The 20,095-nt window shown below is 45.6% G+C and carries 15 protein-coding genes; 7 read left to right on the forward strand and 8 right to left on the reverse strand.

The features are described from left to right. The first annotated feature begins 134 nt into the window (after positions 1–134). The 3 genes from QUB63_RS30790 to trpE all read left to right on the forward strand — a co-directional run bounded on the left by QUB63_RS30790 (position 135) and on the right by trpE (position 3,353). Positions 135–560 (forward strand): photosystem I reaction center subunit II PsaD, encoded by a 426-nt coding sequence (locus QUB63_RS30790; RefSeq protein ID WP_332949173.1) that lies wholly within the window; start codon positions 135–137, stop codon positions 558–560. A 361-nt stretch (positions 561–921) separates the two neighbouring features. After that, complete coding sequence (locus tag QUB63_RS30795) at positions 922–1,785, forward strand: GNAT family N-acetyltransferase (protein WP_332949174.1); 864 nt, start codon at positions 922–924, stop codon at positions 1,783–1,785. A gap of 20 nt (positions 1,786–1,805) precedes the next feature. Further along, the gene (trpE, locus tag QUB63_RS30800; protein WP_332949175.1) at positions 1,806–3,353 is read left to right on the forward strand and encodes an anthranilate synthase component I; all 1,548 of its coding nucleotides are present in this window, start codon (positions 1,806–1,808) and stop codon (positions 3,351–3,353) included. Between the two features lie 25 nt (positions 3,354–3,378). On the opposite strand, the gene QUB63_RS30805 is transcribed toward trpE, so the two are convergent. After that, positions 3,379–4,242 carry a class I SAM-dependent methyltransferase gene (locus QUB63_RS30805; protein ID WP_332949176.1) on the reverse strand — a complete coding sequence of 288 codons (864 nt, stop codon included), beginning with the start codon at positions 4,240–4,242 and terminating at the stop codon, positions 3,379–3,381. A gap of 332 nt (positions 4,243–4,574) precedes the next feature. Between QUB63_RS30805 and QUB63_RS30810 the strand changes: the two genes are divergently transcribed. The 3 genes from QUB63_RS30810 (at position 4,575) to QUB63_RS30820 (ending at position 6,793) form a co-directional block, all read left to right on the forward strand. After that, the gene (locus tag QUB63_RS30810) at positions 4,575–5,459 is read left to right on the forward strand and encodes a PhzF family phenazine biosynthesis protein (protein ID WP_332949177.1); all 885 of its coding nucleotides are present in this window, start codon (positions 4,575–4,577) and stop codon (positions 5,457–5,459) included. 173 nt (positions 5,460–5,632) lie between these two features. Then, positions 5,633–6,199: a Uma2 family endonuclease gene (locus tag QUB63_RS30815; protein WP_332949178.1), complete on the forward strand. Its 567-nt coding sequence runs from the start codon at positions 5,633–5,635 to the stop codon at positions 6,197–6,199. A 117-nt stretch (positions 6,200–6,316) separates the two neighbouring features. Continuing rightward, the gene (locus tag QUB63_RS30820) at positions 6,317–6,793 is read left to right on the forward strand and encodes a hypothetical protein (RefSeq protein ID WP_332949179.1); all 477 of its coding nucleotides are present in this window, start codon (positions 6,317–6,319) and stop codon (positions 6,791–6,793) included. 17 nt (positions 6,794–6,810) lie between these two features. Here the strand turns inward: QUB63_RS30820 and QUB63_RS30825 are convergent, their stop codons facing one another. From QUB63_RS30825 to petH, 4 genes are all read right to left on the reverse strand, one after another. Beyond that, the gene (locus QUB63_RS30825; protein ID WP_332949180.1) at positions 6,811–7,662 is read right to left on the reverse strand and encodes an alpha/beta hydrolase; all 852 of its coding nucleotides are present in this window, start codon (positions 7,660–7,662) and stop codon (positions 6,811–6,813) included. 210 nt (positions 7,663–7,872) lie between these two features. Then, entirely contained in the window at positions 7,873–9,189 is a 1,317-nt protein-coding gene (locus QUB63_RS30830) for a homoserine dehydrogenase (RefSeq protein WP_332949181.1), read from the reverse strand. A 148-nt stretch (positions 9,190–9,337) separates the two neighbouring features. Continuing rightward, positions 9,338–10,072 (reverse strand): Uma2 family endonuclease, encoded by a 735-nt coding sequence (locus tag QUB63_RS30835; RefSeq protein ID WP_332949182.1) that lies wholly within the window; start codon positions 10,070–10,072, stop codon positions 9,338–9,340. A gap of 145 nt (positions 10,073–10,217) precedes the next feature. Next, positions 10,218–11,426, reverse strand: coding sequence for a ferredoxin--NADP reductase (gene petH / locus QUB63_RS30840; protein WP_332949183.1), 1,209 nt, complete (start codon positions 11,424–11,426; stop codon positions 10,218–10,220). Positions 11,427–12,103: 677 nt separating this feature from the next. Here petH and QUB63_RS30845 point away from each other — a divergent pair. Beyond that, the gene (locus tag QUB63_RS30845) at positions 12,104–13,108 is read left to right on the forward strand and encodes a phosphoribulokinase (RefSeq protein ID WP_332949184.1); all 1,005 of its coding nucleotides are present in this window, start codon (positions 12,104–12,106) and stop codon (positions 13,106–13,108) included. 474 nt (positions 13,109–13,582) lie between these two features. Here QUB63_RS30845 and QUB63_RS30850 read toward each other — a convergent pair whose 3' ends face one another. The 3 genes from QUB63_RS30850 to QUB63_RS30860 form a co-directional block, all read right to left on the reverse strand. Then, positions 13,583–16,360 (reverse strand): non-ribosomal peptide synthetase, encoded by a 2,778-nt coding sequence (locus tag QUB63_RS30850; protein WP_332949185.1) that lies wholly within the window; start codon positions 16,358–16,360, stop codon positions 13,583–13,585. Between the two features lie 579 nt (positions 16,361–16,939). Further along, complete coding sequence (locus QUB63_RS30855; protein ID WP_332949186.1) at positions 16,940–18,142, reverse strand: McrC family protein; 1,203 nt, start codon at positions 18,140–18,142, stop codon at positions 16,940–16,942. Between the two features lie 299 nt (positions 18,143–18,441). After that, positions 18,442–20,055: an McrB family protein gene (locus QUB63_RS30860; RefSeq protein ID WP_332949187.1), complete on the reverse strand. Its 1,614-nt coding sequence runs from the start codon at positions 20,053–20,055 to the stop codon at positions 18,442–18,444. Positions 20,056–20,095 lie beyond the last annotated feature (40 nt).

Below are 20,095 nucleotides of genomic sequence, written 5' to 3' on the forward strand. Positions count from 1 at the left end.
TATCAATTATTAATTACTAATTATCAATTATCAGAAAAGATCGATCGCCAAAAAACTGTTAATTTTCCTTACAATTTCGAGAACAGCGTGCAGTCTCGATGATAGGATGCCCTAAAAATCCTTTGGATATATCTATGGCCGAACAACTCACTGGACAACCCCCAATCTTCGGCGGCAGCACAGGCGGCTTGCTGACCAAGGCGCTAGTTGAAGAGAAGTACGCTATCACTTGGACTAGCCCCAAGGAGCAGGTGTTTGAAATGCCTACTGGTGGCGCTGCGATTATGCGTCAAGGCGACAACTTGCTGCATCTGCCCCGGAAGGAGCAGTGCATCGCTTTGGGCGGCCAGCAACTGCGGGCTAAATTCAAAATCACGAACTACAAAATTTACCGCGTGTTTCCCGACGGTACTACTGAGTACCTGCATCCCAAGGATGGCGTGTTCCCTGAGAAGGTGAACGAAGGTCGTCCCTACAACGGTAAGATTGACCGCAATATTGGCAGCAATCCAAATCCGGCTAAGCTGAAGTTCAGCGGTAAGAAGACTTTCGATCCTTAGGTAATGACTGCACGGCTGAGCAAAACATAGGTAATATTGCTTATTTTGGACTCAGTTAAGACAGATCCCCCCTAGCCCCCCTTCTTAAGGGGGGGACAAGAGTATTCTCTTTCCTCCCCCTTAAAAAGGGGGACAAGAGTATTCTCTTTCCTCAACCCCTACTCCCCTTCTTAAAAAGGGGGACAAGAGTATTCTCTTTCCTCAACCCCTACTCCCGCAACGATTCGGGGGATTGAGGGGGATCGGGACTCGGTTATAAACGAGAATACAAAGGTTTTTAGGATTAATTGGGCAGCAATGGGCAGCACCCAGCTATACTGCCAACTTCAAATCTAATTAAAAGTTAATCGTTAAATTAAAAATGAATGTCGCAATCAGACGATCGCAGCCTTATGATATCGATGTTTGCGCTCGCATTAATTATGAAGCTTTTAAAGGTATTTCCGATCGCCACCAATTCCCTCACACAGATTTTCTAACGGTAGAGTTGGCGGCCCTAATCACTCGGTTTTGGCTCGAAAGTCCGTCATATTTTGCCGTCGTAGCCGAGAGTGACGGTGCGGTTGTCGGCTGCGGTTTTATGGACGAACGCAACCCGATTCGCGGCATCGGGCCTGTGAGTGTCGATCGCACTTTTCAAGGCCGCGGCGCGGGACGGGAAATCATGAAAGCCTTACTGGAACGGGGAAAAGACGCTCTGGGCATTCGTTTGGTGCAAGAATCTTTCAACATGGCCTCGCTGTCGCTGTACGCTTCTGTTGGTTTCGATGTGAAGGAACCTTTGGCGTTAATGGATGGGAAGTTTCACAGCCCGCCGCAGTATGGGTTTGAGGTGCGGCCGATGGCAATTGAGGATGTTGCCGAATGTGCGGATTTGTGCGAAAAAGTCTGTGGGTGCGATCGAACTTCCGAGATCAAATACGCCCTAAATAACTATTCTCCCTTGGTTGCGTGCCAGCAAGGTCGGATTGTGGCTTATACTTGTGCGATATCTACTTTGGGTCACAGCGTCGCCGAAACCGAGGCAGATATGCAGGTTTTGCTTTTAGGGGCTGCTGCGTACAGTTCCGAAGAAAAGCTGGATTTTCACTTGCCGCTGAGGTATGCAACTCTGTTTCGCTGGTGTTTGCAAGAAGGGCTGCGCGCCGTCAAGCCGATGGCGGTGATGGCAGTGGGCGAGTACCAGTCGCCCGATGGCTGTTGGTTTCCGTCTTTTGTTTATTGATTGTATAGCGAATTGAGTATATGATATTTCCCGATTTCTCACAATTTTCGGAACTGGCGAAACAAGGCAATTTTGTACCCGTGTATCAAGAATGGGTTGCTGATTTGGATACGCCTGTTTCTGCGTGGTATCGGGTTTGCGCCGGTCAACCTTACAGTTTTCTGCTGGAGTCGGTGGAAGGTGGAGAGAAGGTTGGGCGTTATAGTTTGTTAGGGTGCGATCCGCTGTGGATTTTGGAGGCGAAGGGATCTCGCACAACTCAAGTTTACCGCGACGGTTCCGAAAAAGTATTTGCGGGCGATCCGTTTGCGGCTTTAACCGAGTGTTTGCAGCCTTACAAACCAGTGAAATTGCCGCAGTTACCGCCGGGAATTGGCGGGTTGTTCGGTTTTTGGGGTTACGAGTTAATTAAGTGGATAGAACCGCGAGTTCCCGTGCACCCAGCCAGCGAGAACGATTTGCCGGATGGGTTGTGGATGCAGGTTGATAATTTGCTGATTTTCGACCAGGTGAAACGGAAAATTTGGGCCGTCGCCTATGCGGATTTGCGGGAGGTTGGGGTAGATTTGGTCGAGGCTTATGGGGAAGCGTGCGATCGGGTTTCTCAGTTAGTAAATAAGCTGAAATCGCCGCTTTCGCAGCAATCTACCCTCATAGAATGGACTCCGCCGAGTTACGGGCAAGATGCCCCTTCCACAAGCGGAAATACAGAATTAGCTTACAGCAGCAATATCACCCGCGACAAGTATTGTGCAAATGTCTTGAAAGCCAAGGATTATATCAAAGCGGGAGATATTTTTCAGGTTGTGATTTCGCAGCGGCTGGAGGCTGAATACAGCGGCGATCCTTTTGCGCTTTACCGCTCTTTGCGCCTGATAAATCCTTCTCCGTACATGGCATATTTCAATTTCGGAGATTGGCAGATTATCGGTTCCAGTCCCGAGATTATGGTGAAGGCAGAAAATACTGCTGACGGCAAGAAGATTGCAACTTTGCGGCCGATTGCCGGCACGCGCCGCCGGGGCAAAACTCCCGAACAAGATGATGCTTTGGCTGCTGAATTGCTGCAAGATCCGAAGGAAATTGCGGAACACGTGATGTTAGTTGATTTGGGCAGGAACGATTTAGGCAGAGTTTGCCGCAGCGGTACTGTAAAAGTAGACGAATTAATGGGAATTGAGCGCTATTCTCACGTGATGCACATCGTGAGCAATGTGATAGGAGAATTGGCCCAGGATAAGACTGCTTGGGATTTGTTGAAAGCTGGTTTTCCTGCTGGTACGGTTAGCGGTGCACCCAAGATTCGGGCGATGGAAATTGTCCACGAGTTGGAAGGTTGTCGCCGGGGCCCGTATTCTGGGGTTTACGGGTATTATGATTTTGAGGGACAGTTGAATAGTGCGATCGCAATTCGGACTATGGTTGTTCGTTCTCAGGGAGGCGACAAACATTCGGTTTCTGTGCAAGCCGGTGCTGGTTTGGTGGCCGATTCTAACCCGGATATGGAGTACGAAGAAACTCTCAATAAAGCCCGGGGAATGTTGGAGGCTATTCGCTGTTTGAAGTAGCAAGTTTAATCGTTATTAATCGCACTTAAGCTTTCACCGTCACGACATACCACATATTCTCTGGTAGCGTTCTCCTGTGAATAAACTCGGCTTCTAAGTCATTTTGTTGCAGAATTTGGATGTCTTGAAAGCCTTTTTCTCTCAACCAAGCTTCCATTTCATTACCGTACATACCAAACTGAAATGGCTCGCCTATTTCATTGAGTTTGTCAATTTGATAGGCGATGCCTGGAACTCGATCGTTTTTGAACGTCATGAGGGGCGAGCAACAGTCAAATACGAAAACTGAGCCAGATGCCATTTGAGATTGGATAAAGTCCAAGAAATTAGAAACGCTTTGTTTCGGCAAATAGTAACTCACGCCCTGCCAAATGTATGCAGTAGGAATAGCATTGTCAAAGCCATACTGTGAAAGGCTGCTAAGATTGTCTTGATTGAAGTCAAAAGGAATAAGTGATAAGCCTTGAGGAATAACACCTAGTTTTCTAACGAGACATTCTCTCTTATCTTCAATTGTCTTTGGTAAATCAATTTCAAAGGTTGAGATCGAGTTTTCTTTGATGCAAGGAAGACGAAAAAATCTCGTGTCATATCCTGCACCTAACATAAGAATTTGCTTGCACCCCGATGCGATCGCGGCCGCGATCGCTTCATCGCCATGCTTCTCCCTAAGAACAATGTACCAATAGGCATTTCTGTAAAATTTCTCAACATCATCCTTTGGCTCAGCATCAATGCTAAAAGGCTGTTCCTGAAGATATCGTACTGCAGCTTCATCAAAGAACCAGCTAATGTACTCGTCTTTAAAGAGTATTTGGCTCTGAAACTGATGAGCAAGCTTCACCAAAGCAGTTCCCTTGTTTGTTGACCGGCCCAAATCAATGCTCATGAATTCACCCGTCCTAAGTTCAATGATGTCAGCAGTATAACAAAGAAACTCAAAGCGGGTTAGAGGAAACTCTCAATAAAGCGAGGGGAATGTTGGAGGCTGTTCGTTGTTTGAAGTAGCGAATCATAGGTAATTTGGTTATCATTAATCTAGTAGGGGCGCCCTTCGCCAATGTCTCCAATACAAATCCGATATCTAATAAACCCGCCCCGGCCACAATCTGGGCTATCGTTGTACAAAATTGGTTGTCATTGCGAGTGAAGCAGTGCTCTGGTTTCGATCGCGAGCTTCCCGATCGCACGCTCGATATCATACTGTAAAAGGAAGAAACTGTGAAATTTTATATAGTAGACGTGTTTGCTGAGTCAAAATATGCTGGCAACCAACTAGCTGTGTTTTGCGGTGATGGAGTTGCTGAACTCTCCGAAGCCGAAATGCTGCTGATTGCGAAGGAAATCAATTATTCAGAAACGACGTTTATTCGATCGCCCTTCCTCCAAAATAACGGCTACGACGTGCGGATCTTCACGCCCAAGAAGGAATTGCCGTTTGCCGGCCATCCGACGTTGGGGACTGCGTTTGTGTTGCAGCAAGAGATAATTGGCGAAAAGGTCGATCGAGTAATTCTCAATCTAGCCGTCGGTCAAATTCCTGTCACCTTTAATTATCGCAATGAAGCGGCAGATATTTTGTGGATGCGACAAAACCCGCCAACATTCGGTCAAGTTTTGCCAGCCGAAACTCTCGCAAGCATCCTGAATTTAGAACCCGATGAAATTGATTCTAGATTTCCAATTCAAGAAGTTTCGACGGGAGTCCCGTTTATAATTGTACCGTTAAAAACCCTCGCCTCGCTCAAAAAAACTCAAGTCAACTTAGACAAATATTTTGAACTGATCAATACCACAGAAGCGAAAGAAATTTTAATCTTCTGCCCGGAAACTTACAGCGAAGTTAATGATTTGAACGTCCGAGTTTTCGCCCATTCCTTAGGAATTCCCGAAGATCCGGCGACGGGGAGTGCCAATGGCTGTTTGGCTGGATATTTGCTAGAATATGATTATTGCGGGGAACCACAGATTGATGTGAGAGTCGAGCAGGGTTACGAGATTGGTAGACCTTCTTTGTTGTTGCTGAAAGCTCAAAGAAATCAGGAAGAAATAGAAGTTTTGGTCGGAGGTAAAGTGGTGATGGTGGCGAAAGGAGAATTTGTTTAAAATATTCAAATATAGGTTCGTAGTGAGGGCTTCAGTCCTCTTCTCTCCTGACTAGGACTTGCATTCCTCACTACAAACTAATTTTATTATAAACCCGCCCCAGCAGTCACTCTATAAAACTTAATATCCCGCTCAACTTGTGAGATAGTACACATATAAAAGGATTGACTCACATGATGGTAAATTCACTCATCGAATCGAGCGAAATTCAAGTTATTGAATTTCCCCGCATTTCCCTAGAAGAATGGATGGAAAACCCGCCTGACAGCACAGAATGGGTAGATGGAGAATTAGTAGAAAAAAACGGCATGACAGCAAAAACTGGTCGGATTCAATCTCGGCTATCCCGCTATTGGGGAAATTACGCAATTTCCAGCGGACAAGGTGGAGAAGTTTACACAGAAACTGGTTGCCGTACAGTAGGGAGAGGTCGCTGTCCTGATGTTTCTTACTTGACACCCGAATTAGTCGCCCAATTCAATGATTTTACCATACTTCCTCAAAGTTTCCCGTTGATTGCTGAAATTATTTCTCCTACTGATAAAGCGGAAGAAGTATTTGCCAAAACCCATGAATACCTGCAATCCGGCTGTCAAGAAATATGGCTGGTACTTCCTGAGAGTGAGTGGATTGTTGTTGTCACTCAACAGCAGAGACTTTTATTTACCATAGGTGAAGTTGTCAGCACTCAAATAGTTTTGCCTGGTTTTAGTATTGCCGTCGATGAGTTGCTAGCTTAAAAAAAATGGGTTCAATTTAATTATTCCAAATCAAAATTGCTTAATATGAGCTAGCTCACATTCATTGATGCGCCTTACTGTTATAGTGAAAAGGTCATTCATACCAGAGACGGCCCAATGCTCGAAACATTTTCGCGGACTTTAAATGTATCCCCCGATACTTCAGAAGCCCTGCGTTCACTCCCATTAACTAGCTTGCTCGATTCACCGGAATTAAATCAAGTTTTGGGAAGTCTCGATACTGCTTTGCTCAAAGAAACTTTGCCCACTGCTGGAACTGTTCTAGCCCAAAAGCTACCGCCTTTTTACAATTGGCTGCAAACAGAACTAGGACTTGAAAAAGTCCCTGACAGTCCCGATCATGCTACAAAATGGGTAGTCGGTTTTTTGAAGAATCAAGAAAGTTTAACTCGTTTAGTCGATCTGCACAAATCGATTCCAAGACTTGCATTAGAACGATCGATCCCTCGTTTAGTTAGCGCGTTTGATGAGGTTCAACCCACCGCCGTTAAGGAAGAGTGGGAAAAAGCGGTAGCAGCACTTTGTCTGGTACTCGCCGCCGCAGCGCGGGAAAATCAGCCATCCGCAGCCTGAAGCAATTCTGTCTGAGTTTAGGTAAAGCGGTTTTTTCGGAAAATTTGCAGTTGCGCGCGATCGATCTCAACGACTACCGGCTTTTTCTTGTTGAGGACGATCGCATTGTGCCGATTTAACAGCAGCCACTGAGCCAACATTACCACCAGGACTCGCCTTTTGGGAAACTTGCCTTTAAAACGGGCCATTCGGACGATCGCCTCTTCGATTTTATACCACCAGTTTTTCCCTTTTTGGGAAATCACAAAAATCGTGCCCGGTATGTAATCGCCTCCATTTGCCCAGAAAGCATACCTTTCGCCTAAAGTAAAGTAGTGAAAAACATTCTTAGCGGTGGAAGTTTGAGCTAACTTTTCCGCAACGCCCAAAGAATTAAACGTTACAGTCGATCGAATATACTCCGGGTATTTTGCTACAATTTGCTGAGCAACTTTGCCGCCCAAACTTTCTCCGATGACATCCGCCGGATTTCCGCTGTGAAATTGCTGTTTTATCCAATCAACAGCGCCCGCAGTTTCTGCCGCTTTTAACTGGCGTTCTACTTTGGCGATAAATACATCTGGCGTATCTTCCAAAACGCGATCGAAAGGATACCACGAACCGTATCCCCGAATCACGAGCACAGCCGGATTATTGCCAGAAACGGGAACGCGACTTTCAGCATAAAAACCAGTGCGAAAGTCTTCAAACACTTTTTCTATGATATAATTTCCATCAACAACTTGCCCCGATTCGTGCCGAACATAAATTGACGGATTGCTGGGCTCCTCAGTATCGTGGAGTTGGGGTTTGGCAAACTTTTCGTAGAGGAAATCTAGCAAGTGCCTTCCTGTAGGGCGATCGACAAAATCCAATTTTATTGTTTTCATTATTTGGTAGGGGCGGGTTTTACCAACAATATCTAATGAGTACAAACAATCTATCAAACCCGCCCCCACACAACGAATAATATAAATCAACTTTTACTTAGATCAAATGCTAAAAATGTACGCGGGGATTTATAGTTGGGCGAGGCGGGTTTTATAGATTATCAATTATTGGGAAAAATTGTTTGTAAAACCCGCCCCTACAGATTCACTTTACAAAACTCGCAACGTGCTAGCAATACTATCGACTGCTTCCATCGCGCGAATTTCATCGAGTGCTTGTTGAAAATTCCCTTCCCTAACATCGTGAGTCACGACAACAATTTCTGCTAAATCGCCGTGAATTCCCGTTTGCACAATTGACTCCAAACTAACTTGGTGGTTGCCGAAACAAGTGCCGAGTTTGCCAATTACCCCTGGCGTATCCCGCGTCAGAAAACGGGCGTAAAAGCGAGTCACAAGTTCCTGCATTTCTGCTATTTTGCAGTAGTGTTGGTGAGAGCAACTCAGCAAAGGATGGGGAATCGGCACAGTTTCGGTTTTCAGGATGGCCGCCACATTCAAAATGTCGGATACTACGGCGCTAGCTGTGGGTCCAGCACCCGCACCGCGCCCGTACAGCATCAATTGCCCGATCGCATCTCCTTCGACTAAAATTGCATTGTAAACACCGTTAACACTCGCCAGCGGATGAGTTTTCGGCACAAAAGTAGGATGCACTCGAATTGAAAGCAGTTCGCCTTCTTCATCCCCATTTTGCTCGGAAATTTTGCTGGTTTCTCGAGCAATAGCCAACAATTTAATCGCAAATCCCAGCTTGTCGGCGTAGTCAATATCAGCCGCACTAACTTGTCTGATACCTTCGCAGTGAATATCTGCTAATTTGATGCGCCCGCCAAAAGCCAGCGAGGCTAAAATAGCAATTTTATCGGCCGCATCTAATCCATCCACATCTGCTGTGGGGTCAGCTTCAGCATAACCTAATTGCTGAGCGTCCGCGAGCACTTCGGCAAAGTCTGCACCTTCACTCTGCATCCGCGTCAGGATGTAATTAGTTGTGCCGTTAACGATGCCGGTGACAGTTTTGATGCGGTTTGCACCTAAAGATTGTTTGAGGGTTTGAATCACCGGAATGCCGCCGCCGACAGCAGCTTCTAGCATTACGTAAACGCCTTTTTTGTTGGCCGCATCGAAGATTTCATGGCCGTAGCGGGCGATAACTGCTTTGTTTGCGGTGACTACGTGCTTCCCGTGGGCGATAGCTTTCAGAATGAGCGATCGCGCCGGCTCCAATCCGCCAATCAGTTCTACTACAATATCAACGAACGGGTCAGTGGCGATCGCTTCTAGGTCAGTTGTCAGCACATTTTCTGGCAATTGTAAAGACCGAGTTCGAGAAATATCGCGCACTCCCACCCGATAGATTTCCAATTCCTGCAACAGCGGATGGCGGCCGTCTGGGGAGAGCAAAATCTCTGCTGTTCCCGCGCCAACTGTACCCAAACCTAGCAAACCAATTTTGAAAGCCACGACTTTGACCCGTAGAAACTCAATTAACCTACAATCATTGTATGCTAATCAAGCAATTTGTCATTAAGTAAGCTTAATACCCAGATCCCCGACTTCTTTAAGAAGTCGGGGATCTGCGTGACTAATTAACCGGGCTTGATATTACAAATCAAAGTTCTGTATCCATGTCTACCCCCATTTCTCGAAGCCGCTGCGCCAATCTTTCGGCCCGCTGGCGTTCTACATTTACTTGCTGTTCTAGCTGCTGATTTTGCTGTTCTAGCTGCTGTCGCTGCGCTTGTTCTTCTCGAATTAAATCTTCTACTAGCGGCGGAGAGAGCAGCGTATTCACCGATAAAATAAATTCAGCGAACTGTACAGACTGAACTTGCTGTCCAGGCAAAAATTCCTGGTGAGAATAACTACCTTCATTTTCGGGACGGCTACAGACTCGTATTTTTAGTAGATTGGGGTCTACAATCCAATATTCGAGGATATCAATTAAGTCATATTCTGCCCGTTTGCGGATGTAGTCGTCCCGCCAATTTTGACTGGTAACTTCTATAACTAACAGCGGTTTTTCTTCAAAGTCCAAGACTGCGGAACCAGGTTGTGCACAGACTTGTTCCCAAAGACTCTGAGTGCAAATCACAACATCAGGAACGCGCGCAGAGTTTTCCTCGGTTCGGACTGCGGTAGTGACAACTGCAACTAGCGGTAGGTTGTATGCTGCAAAGAAGCGCCGGAACTGGTAAACCAAAAATTCACAGATTTTGATATGTATAGCTGTGGGTGTTGGCATTTCGATTAGATTGCCCCGATATAATTCATAACAAACACCTGACTCTCCCTGATAGTTCAGATATTCTTCAAAGGTGAGTTTTTGGGTAGAAGTTATAACCATGTCAGTTATCTCCCTTTTTCGGTGAGCTTACTGTCTATTTTACACTTGTATTGGGTGAATCTGCCTCTCAAGAGTCAAAACTGTTTAAAACAATTGTAGGGCGAGCCGAGCCCGCCCTACAATTAAAATTAAATCCGGCTAGACATTAATAAGTTTCAACGTGCCAGCGACCGTCTTTCTTCAACTGTTTCTGATAGCCGGCCCAGTCAATGCCGTGCTTGCTAGATGCAGCAGACATTCCTTCGTCGATGCCGCCTTCCATGCCCTTCAAACCGCAGATGTAAGTGTGAGTATTCGGTTTTTGAACCAATTCCCACAGTTGGTCTGCGTTCTCTTGAATCCGGTTTTGAATATACATCTTGCCGCCTTCAGCACTCTTTTGCTCGCGGCTGATCGCATAAGTCAAGCGGAAATTATCGGGGAACTCTTGCTGCAATTTCTCCAACTCTTCTTTATAAAGAATGTTGGGAGTGTAAGCAACTCCAAAGAACAGCCAAGCTAAACCTTTGAACTTGTAATCTGGATTATTTTCCTTGAACATCCGCCACAAATAAGCGCGGAAAGGAGCGATACCCGTACCGGTAGCCATCATAATCACGGTGGCATCTTCGTCGTCGGGCAAGAGCATTTCCTTGCCTACAGGGCCGGTGATTTTGACATCATCCCCCGGTTGCAAACCGGTGAGAAAAGTCGAACAAACGCCGAACACTTTTTCGCCTGTTTCCGGGTGTTTGTACTCGAGCCGGCGGACGCACAGGGAGACAGTTTTGTCGTCGAGGTTGTCGCCGTGACGGGTGGAGGCGATCGAGTAAAGCCGAATTTTGTGAGGTTTGCCGTTTTTATCCGTCCCATCGGGAATAATCCCGATACTTTGACCTTCGAGATAGTGCAAATTGCCACCGGAAATGTCGAAGGTGACGTGGCGGACTGTGCCTTCGCCGCCTTCTCTGACCATTTCTTCTGTAGAAATGCACTTACCAATATAGGGATTGGCCGGCTTGTAGAGGTTAACAGGAACCTGAACTTTTTCCTTGGCTTGAGTCATGGGCTTAGTTTTTTCTCCAGATTTCTGACTCTGTAGCCCTGCTTCTGGTGCGACTTTGCCATTAGTAGTTTCGGGAGCGCCGTTTGAGGGGCGGATGCTGACGATTTTGCCACCCATGCGAGCAATTCTGCGCATTTCCTGATTCATGCGATCGTAGGGCACGGAGATAAACACGCTGCCGCTACGGCGAATCTGGTGACTTGTTTCGTCAGTTGCTTTGCTCTGACGCATACCCTCCACTTCGTAAACAAAGATGCGGCTGCCTGATTCTGAGTTGGCCGCTACACCAGATATGCTTGGGCTGTACATTTGTTGCTTGTCCTTCACGATACAGAGTTATAAAGAAAGAGAATGTGACGTTAGACTCAATTTACTTTTTTCTTAAGGCCACCTGGACTAATTGCCCGCGCGAATCTTTGGGCCTGGCCGCGCAGGCGGGAGTGTCAAGTTGAGATCGCTCCGCCTCTAATTCCCAATTAGCCGAACGCCGCGCTTGGCCTCGCCCGGATGTGTTCAGGTGTTGACCTATAGCTATTGTTGTCTGCGTACTGCCAATATTTTACCCGATCGGGGGATCTGCCCCGATAACTCGTTCTGATTTAGGGAGATGTCCGATGGTCCGAGAAGGGGAGAGGGTCTGATGGTCCGAGAAGGGGAGAGGGTCTGATGGGAATACGGCTCAAGAAATATACAATTTATAATGCAGTACAGCTTAAAACAGAATTTAACCAAATGACGTTGAGCTTGTAGGGGGCGGACGCATTCTGGTAAGATTAACCACTAAAGTTAGTATTAATTTCTTGCCTTGAAGATTCCTTGGGTCTTCCCTGGCAGGCAGTCAACTGACTGCTGTATGCTGGTGAGTGCTCGATCCTCTCGGGGTAGCAAACCCGCAGAAAGCCTGCTTGTAGCTACCTGCGGGCTGAAATTTTGTGGAATCTAGACTTCAGTTACTTAGTAAACAGTGATTTTGTTAGAGGGAAACTATGACCAGTAAGCCGGATCGCGTGGTTTTAATTGGCGTAGCCGGAGACTCCGGTTGCGGAAAATCTACTTTTTTGCGCCGATTGACAGATTTGTTCGGGGAAGATTTCGTAACTGTAATCTGCCTCGACGACTATCATTGTCTCGATCGCAAGCAGCGCAAGGAAACAGGGATTACCGCCCTTGACCCGAGAGCGAACAATTTTGACCTGATGGCCGAGCAAATGAAGGCGCTCAAAGAAGGCCGGGCGATCGACAAACCGATTTACAACCACGAAACCGGTCTGCTCGATCCTCCTGAGCGGGTAGAGCCGAATCACGTGATTGTGATTGAGGGGCTGCACCCGCTTTACGACGAGCGAGTGCGATCGCTCCTCGACTTCAGCGTCTACCTCGACATCAGCGACGAGGTAAAAATTGCTTGGAAAATCCAGCGCGACATGGCGGAACGGGGCCACCGTTACGAAGACGTGCTGTTTGCGATCAATGCTCGCAAACCGGATTTTACCGCCTACATCGACCCGCAAAAGCAATATGCTGATGTGGTAATTCAAGTGTTGCCGACCAACTTGATCAAAGATGACAAAGAGCGGAAAGTTCTGCGGGTGCAGATGATCCAGCGCGAAGGCATCGCCAATTTTGAGCCTGCGTATTTGTTTGACGAAGGTTCAACAATTAACTGGGTTCCTTGCGGCCGCAAGCTGACTTGTTCTTATCCCGGCATTAAGATGTACTACGGGCCAGATGCTTTCTACGGCCACGAAGTCTCGATTTTGGAAGTAGACGGTCAGTTTGAAAATCTCGAAGAAGTTATTTACATCGAAAGCCATTTGAGCAAGACTTCTGCGAAGTACGAAGGCGAGTTGACTCACCTGTTGCTCCAGCACCGCGAATATCCCGGTTCCAACAATGGAACTGGTTTGTTCCAAGTATTGGTGGGATTGAAGATGCGGGCGACTTACGAAAAGTTGACTGCGAAGGAATCGAAAGTGGCTGTTAGTGTTTAGAACCCAGACATGAAAGATTTGAGAGGCGCGATCGCGCCTCTTTTTTTTGTGGGTGAAATGAACGGCAGAGGGTGATTCAGTTGACAGTTGACAGTTGACAGTTGACAGTTGAGGGCGACCTCTACCTAGAAGGGAGAGGATTGGAGTAATGAATCGTCTGATTTTAATTTATCCCTACAAGGGTTCCGGCTTTAAACCAATTTTTTCTGGTGATTTTGGCGCCGAGAAGAGTTAGGGCATAATACGGTTCATTTAAGAACTATCTGACTTGCCAAAAATTCCTGTATTGCCTATGAAATCGTGAGATGAAATTCGTAAAAAAGCGTTAAGCCAAGCGTATTGAGTTAGGGTAGAGTGTTTGGCAATAGAGAGTTTAAAAATGTTTTTCAGGCTTGATTGAGGGTAGTTATACTTTTTTGAATTATGTAATTCTATGCAACCCTGTCTGAATATCGATTAAGAATGCCAAAAACTTTACTTCTGCACCATTACCTCCTCCAGCAATAGCTTGATTCGGTTGCCGATCGCCCCGACATTGGGTTCGAGTAAAATACCTAGATGGTCTCCAGGTACATCGTAAATGGTCAGACCGTCTTTGAGATAGGGTTTCCAGCCTAGATCCGGATCGAGACTGATACTTTTGCCATCTTCAGAATCCAGTGCTCGAAACATGACTACTTTGCCAGCATAGGGTTTTGGCACGTAAGCTCGTTCTGCTTGCTCAATTATCTTGCCTGTCATCAAATAGTCCGTGGTGCAAGACATTGACTCTGTAGGTTCTTTCGCCTTAAGGTATCGCCCGATCGCCTTGCGGGCCAGCATTGTCATTCCGTCTGTAAGTGCGATCGTGCGATCGACGACGCTACGGATGATGTAACCTATACCCTGCTTGGCAATTTTTTGGGCATGGAAGCGCAGCCGCCGATCGAGGGGTAGGGGCTTGTAGGCAGAGGGCAACATCGAATCAAACATCACCAATAACGCTGTTTCCTGTCCTTTAGCTGCCAATTTTTGAGCTACCTCAAAAGCAACAATACCTCCAAATGACAAACCACCCAAATAATAGGGGCCCTCTGGTTGCACCTTCACGAGTTCATTGATGTAATAGTCTGCGATCGCCTCAACCTGATTGACTGGCCCGTTCACGCCATCTTTAACAACAGCAATTAAGCCATATATCGGCCGATCTAGCCCTAAATATGGAATTAACGGATGATAAATAGACACTCCTTCAAACAGAAAGAGCGGTGACCCAGAACCCTGCGGTTGAATCTCAACTAAGGAAAGGCTTTGGTTGGGGATATCGCCTTGACGTAGAATGTCGGCTAGTTGTTTGATGGTTGGGGCTTGGAAGATAATCGATAGTGGGACCTTCTGCTGGAACTTTTGGTCAATTTTGTCAGCTAAGCGAGCTGCTAACAGGGATGTACCGCCTAAATCCATGAAATTATCCGTAGTACCGATCGGCTTAATATTGAGCAATTGCTCCCAAATTTGGACGAGTTGAGCTTCTAGTCCATCAATAGGTAACACAGCTTCACTATTTTTAACCAGATCGGCAACCTGAGGTTCTGGAAACGCACGGCGATCGACCTTACCATTAGGCGTCATCGGGAAACAGTCCATTACCACAACCGCTGCCGGAATCATATATGCCGGTAGTTTGGTTTGTAGAAAACTACGCAGTGCAGACACATTCATTTGTTTCCCATTCTTAGGGATGATATATGCGACTAAGCGCTTTTCACCGGGTACATCTTCCCGTGCCAAAACTATACCTTGCTGCACAGATGGGTACTGTTCCAAATAGGTTTCAATCTCTAGTAACTCAATCCGAAAACCTCGAATTTTTACTTGAAAATCGATGCGACCAATAAACTCCAACGTTCCATTGGGTAAATAGCGGGCAGTATCCCCTGTTCTGTAAAGTTTGTCTCCAGGTCGATCGCTAAATGGATTAGCAACAAAATTACTTGCAGTGCGTTCTGCCAAATTGAGATATCCCCTCGCAAGCCCTGGGCCGCCAATATACAGTTCTCCAATATCGCCATCTGGCACAAGATTTAGGTTTTCATCCAGAATGTAAATTTGGCTGTTGGGAAGAGGACGACCGATCGGAATGTCTGCTTCACTACTGAGATCGTAATCTTCAGCGATCGGGTCAAAAATGGTGGCCGTCACCGTAGTTTCAGTTGGCCCATAGGCATTGAGCCAACGAGGATATTGCCCAACCAATTGTCGCCATTCACCATACAGAGCCCGAGAGGCTTTTTCTCCGCCCACAATCACCAATCTCACATCTGGCGACATGGGAACGCGTAGCAATGAGAGTCCGCTGACGAGGCCATGCCAAAAAGCAGTTGGCAAGTGCAGAATAGTAATGCGTTCTTGCTCAATAAATTCGAGGAATTGGCGGGTAGAGCTAATACAGTCTTCCGTTCGCAGCACGATTGTTGCACCACTTACCAAGGATGGAAAAACTTCCCCAATGATGGTGTCAAAGCTCATGCTAGAGAATTGAAGTACCCGATCGCCAGCCTGAAGATTAAATGCCTGTGCGATCGCCTTGCTGTGGTGAACCATGCCCCGGTGAGCAATCATTACACCCTTGGGATATCCCGTCGAACCAGAGGTGTAAATAACGTAAGCCAAATGCTCGGGCGTTGTCAGCAGAGACAAATTTTCAGTGCTGTATAGCGCCATCTCGTGCCAGTCTGTATCTGGACAAATCACGCGAGCATTGTGTTCTGGCAAAAATTCAACCAGATGCTGTTGAATCAAAATGAATCGCACAGCGGCGTCTTGTAACTTGTACGCTCGACGTTCGTGGGGATAGGTTGGGTCGATCGGCACATAGGCCGCACCAGCCTTCATCACCCCCAAAAAGCAAATCACCATTTCCATGCAGCGATTCATAGAGATAGCAATCAGTTCATCGGGTTGCACCCCTAGTGATTTGAGGTAATGGGCTAGCTGGTTTGCGCGTTGATTTAAGGCGTTATAGGTTAATTCTTGCCCTTGAAATGACAAGGCGATCGCATCAGGAGTCTGCTTAACCTGCGCTTCAAACCATTGATGGATACTCACATAGTCAGATGCAGTTATATCGCCTTGAAACTCCTGGACACAGGAGACATCGTGACTGGATGCTGGAACACCAACACAGACATCGTGGGGAGTCTTTAGTAAATCAGTTTCCTTGTTGGGTAAGTACCCATCACTTCTCGTCAAAAAATCTTGGGAGTTCATCATATTTGTGATTTAAGTAGGGTGAGCGAGGTTAAGAGATGGCTCCCAGTGGGCAATTCCTTGTCCCGCAGTCATCCAGTTCACAGCTCCTTGTGGATTGCTTCTTGTGCAGTGTCGAAACTGTCGCAGTGCAGTAATACTGCGTCGAACCAATCTATCACAGTTGCCTGGTCGATCTGAAGATGGCGGCGCACATCAATGCGCTTTTGGGGAACGGGAGCTGTTTCTGGATAATGACTTTTTCTGCTTATTGAATTATACAACTTATTAATTAAGCTGTTGTATAGCAACCGCCACATCGGTCAGGACATAAATAACTTCATGAATAGAGCCGATACCCGTACTGCATCAATGATTTGATTCCCGTTCTGCAACTGTCAACTGTCCCAGGTCAACTGTCAACTGCTATACATCAAGACTGTTTTGGGGATCATCTCATTAGCGATCGGGGGCGATCGCACTAAAAAAGCAAAACAGAGAGGCTCCCTTACAGCTTCACTGGAGCTAAACTGCTTTGCCTGTAAATGTTTCAGCTCTTTACATTTTTTCTCTATGCCTTAATTTGTACGTTTTCTTAAGTTGTCACCAATAGGAGACGGTGTTTGGAAGTAGAGAGGCTAAGAATATTTTTCCGGCTTCATTGAGATCGTCATCTAGGGAAAAGCTTAGACTGCGAACTCGCAGATCGCCATTTTTTATGTCTAGTGGGTGGTTGAGGTGTTGCGGGTAGATGAGAATTGCATTGTTACAGTTTACTGCATTTGCGTAGGCAACTATTTGATGGCGGTCACTACTGTCTACTCGATCGGGATTTTTGTATTTGGTATCGAGGACGTATTGGACTTTACCTGTTTCTCTGTCGCACAGAAGTAAGTCAATGCGATCGCAATAATTTTGGTCGTGTGCGACCGTGTGTTTTTTCTTGACAAAAAAGCCTTTTGGTGTATAGGCATTGAGCCATTCAGCGACAAATTGTTCATATAAACTAGCCATGTTTATGAGAAAAGGTAGCATTTGGCGATCGGCTTTTTCGTGACTTGGCCCAGTATTCTCCAGAAAAAAGCGGCAGAGGGCGTGTAATATTTGATAATCTTGATTCAAACGGTGATAAGTGCGATCGATACAAGCTTCTGGTTTAAAAGATGTTAGGGTAACAAATCCTTGGAGTGCGTGAAAAGCTTTTCGCACCGTCGATGAGACAGATTCGCCGCACAAACCGCTGCGGCCAATAATGAAAAGTGCCCAAGCCAGAATTTGATTGTCTTCGATATCGCCTGTTTGTTCGTTATAGTGACATTTTAGTTTGACTTCCCAAGGTTTTTGCACAGCTTCCCGGACATCAATCCGACCGCGAATATAGGAAAGTTTTTCGGTTTTTGGTAAGTAATCGCGATATAATCCTTTGCGACAGCGTTCGAGAATTTTCAGCGCAAGGATGTTAGCTAATCGTTCATAGACTTGTTGCAAAGATTCGCACTCAATCTGTCCTTTTGGAAAATTTATCTTAAGTTCGTAGGCATACTCAAGCATTCCGAATAAATTTGCGATCGGAACTTTTGGCTTGATGACAATGTGAAATTGTGGAGTGATTGGAATATTGCCAACTCTGCCTTGAGATTTTAATTGCCATTTATATTTATTCTTATAGTTGGGAAATTCTATATCTATTTCCTTAGCATAATTATGGTATATTTTCTCTCCTACTAATTCGGGGATTGCATCTCGGTCAAAGGTTGCTGATTGATATTCTGTGAGTTCGATAATTTGGGGTGATTCTCGTTTCATAGATCCCATAATACTAAATTAACTAATTTTTACAACATTATTCGTAGGGTGTGTCGCCCTAAAAAATATTTCAATAAAAACCGACAATCTCATAGCGACGCACCTTCCACCATTTATAAAAAAGCTTGCTTAAGACAAAAATATTGGGCGAGAGTGAAACCGAGGGTTGATTTCTCAGAGCGCGATGGAGCAGGTGCGTCGCTATTAGATTGTCGCTCTTGATTGAGGATTGTCTATAGCGACACACCCTACGGCTACTAGCATAACGCCGTATTTTGGGTAATGGTAGCGTTAGATTCTCAATCGCTCAATTTGTCTTTGATTTTATCCCAGAGAAATTCATCCATTTTTGCCTGGTCATCAAAGAAGTATTCTTCGAGATATGGCTCAATTTCCATTTGCCAAATATCTTGGATATCTTCACCTAAGGTTTTTGTCAAAAAGAAGGAGATGCCTAATTCATAATGTTTGTTGTTAATTGCCCGATTGACATTTTCGAGAATGCCAATTAATTTCTTAACTGGAAAACCTGTTTGCTCTCTATCATGATAGTTTTTTAGCAGTTCATAGTTAGGAGAAAGGGAAATGAATGCGAAGCGGCGGCGGAGGGCTTGATCGACTAGAGCAATAGAACGGTCTGCGGTGTTCATTGTGCCGATGATGCGGACATTTGCAGGGATTTTAAACTTTTGACCGCTGGCTAGTGTAATAAAGCGTTTTGTGTCCTGTCGGTCATCTAGGAGATACATTAACTCGCCAAAGACTTGAGATAAATTTGCGCGATTAATTTCATCAATAATGAGAACACAAATGTCTTCACAGACTTCGGCTTTTTCGCAAAATTCAAGGAACCTACCGGGCACTATTGGATAAGTTAATTGCCCCTCTTGACTTTGTGGGCGGAGGCCTTGAATAAAGTCTTCATAAGTATAAGCTGGATGAAATTGGATTGTGTCTGAGAAACCGTCACCGCCGCCGATTAAGTGTTGGGCGAGTTTTTGAGCTAGGAAGGTTTTTCCGGTTCCGGGCGGGCCTTGGATGATGGTTTGGCCTTTGCGGTTAATGGTGTGTATCCATTGGGTTAGTTGGGTTTCTGTGAAGCCAGTTTCTTCGGCACATTGGTTCAAAAGATATTCTGGTTGCAACTTTACTTCTTCTACAGCGTATTTAAACATAATTTCCTCATCTATCAGTGGCACTTCGTTACTAGGAAATTCATATTTTTTTATCTCGACAAGCCAGTGGCAGAACATATCAAATAGATCGTCATCTCGAATAGATGGAGCGCCATTTTGGTGCATTTCTTTAGTTAATTCTTCAATTAGCTCGCGTCCGGTGAAGTTAGCAGAGGAGTAGTCTATTAGCTTTTTGCTATACGAAGTATGGGCGAAATAGTTAATAACCTGTATTGACTTATCATTAATCGCGAGAAAGTCATCGGGACGGAGAGCATTGAGGATAGGTGTTAGCATTCCTATCTCGCCGAACAAGGAGACGCGCATTTCTTCTGAAAAGTCTCTACAGGCCGAATATAGCTGACTCGGATCGTCGTTACAACAGCAGACTAAATAAAAAATTAATTCTGCAATTCTTACTGGCGCTATTAATGACAATTTTTTATAGGATTTTGAATTCCATAATAACCCTTTTATTATGCACGGATTAATATGAATCCAGCCTCCCCTTTGTCGATTAGTAGGAGAGTCTTGGTAAGGTAGAAGTTTCAACATTATAGATTCAGTCACATCTTCTCCAGACTCAGCAGCAGCAGCGATCGCTTCAAAATTTCGACGCCCATGTTGACGCTGCTCCTGGTACGCCGCTGTGTGACGCAACCCATCGGGAGTGTATGGATATGAATTGACAAATTCTTGAAATAATTTGACAAACTCAGCCTTTTTTTCCGCTTCCATGCTATTCTCAAATACTGTCGATTATTTAATATGTTTCAGC

It is taken from the genome of Microcoleus sp. ARI1-B5 (assembly GCF_036705795.1).
GTDB lineage: Bacteria > Cyanobacteriota > Cyanobacteriia > Cyanobacteriales > Microcoleaceae > Microcoleus.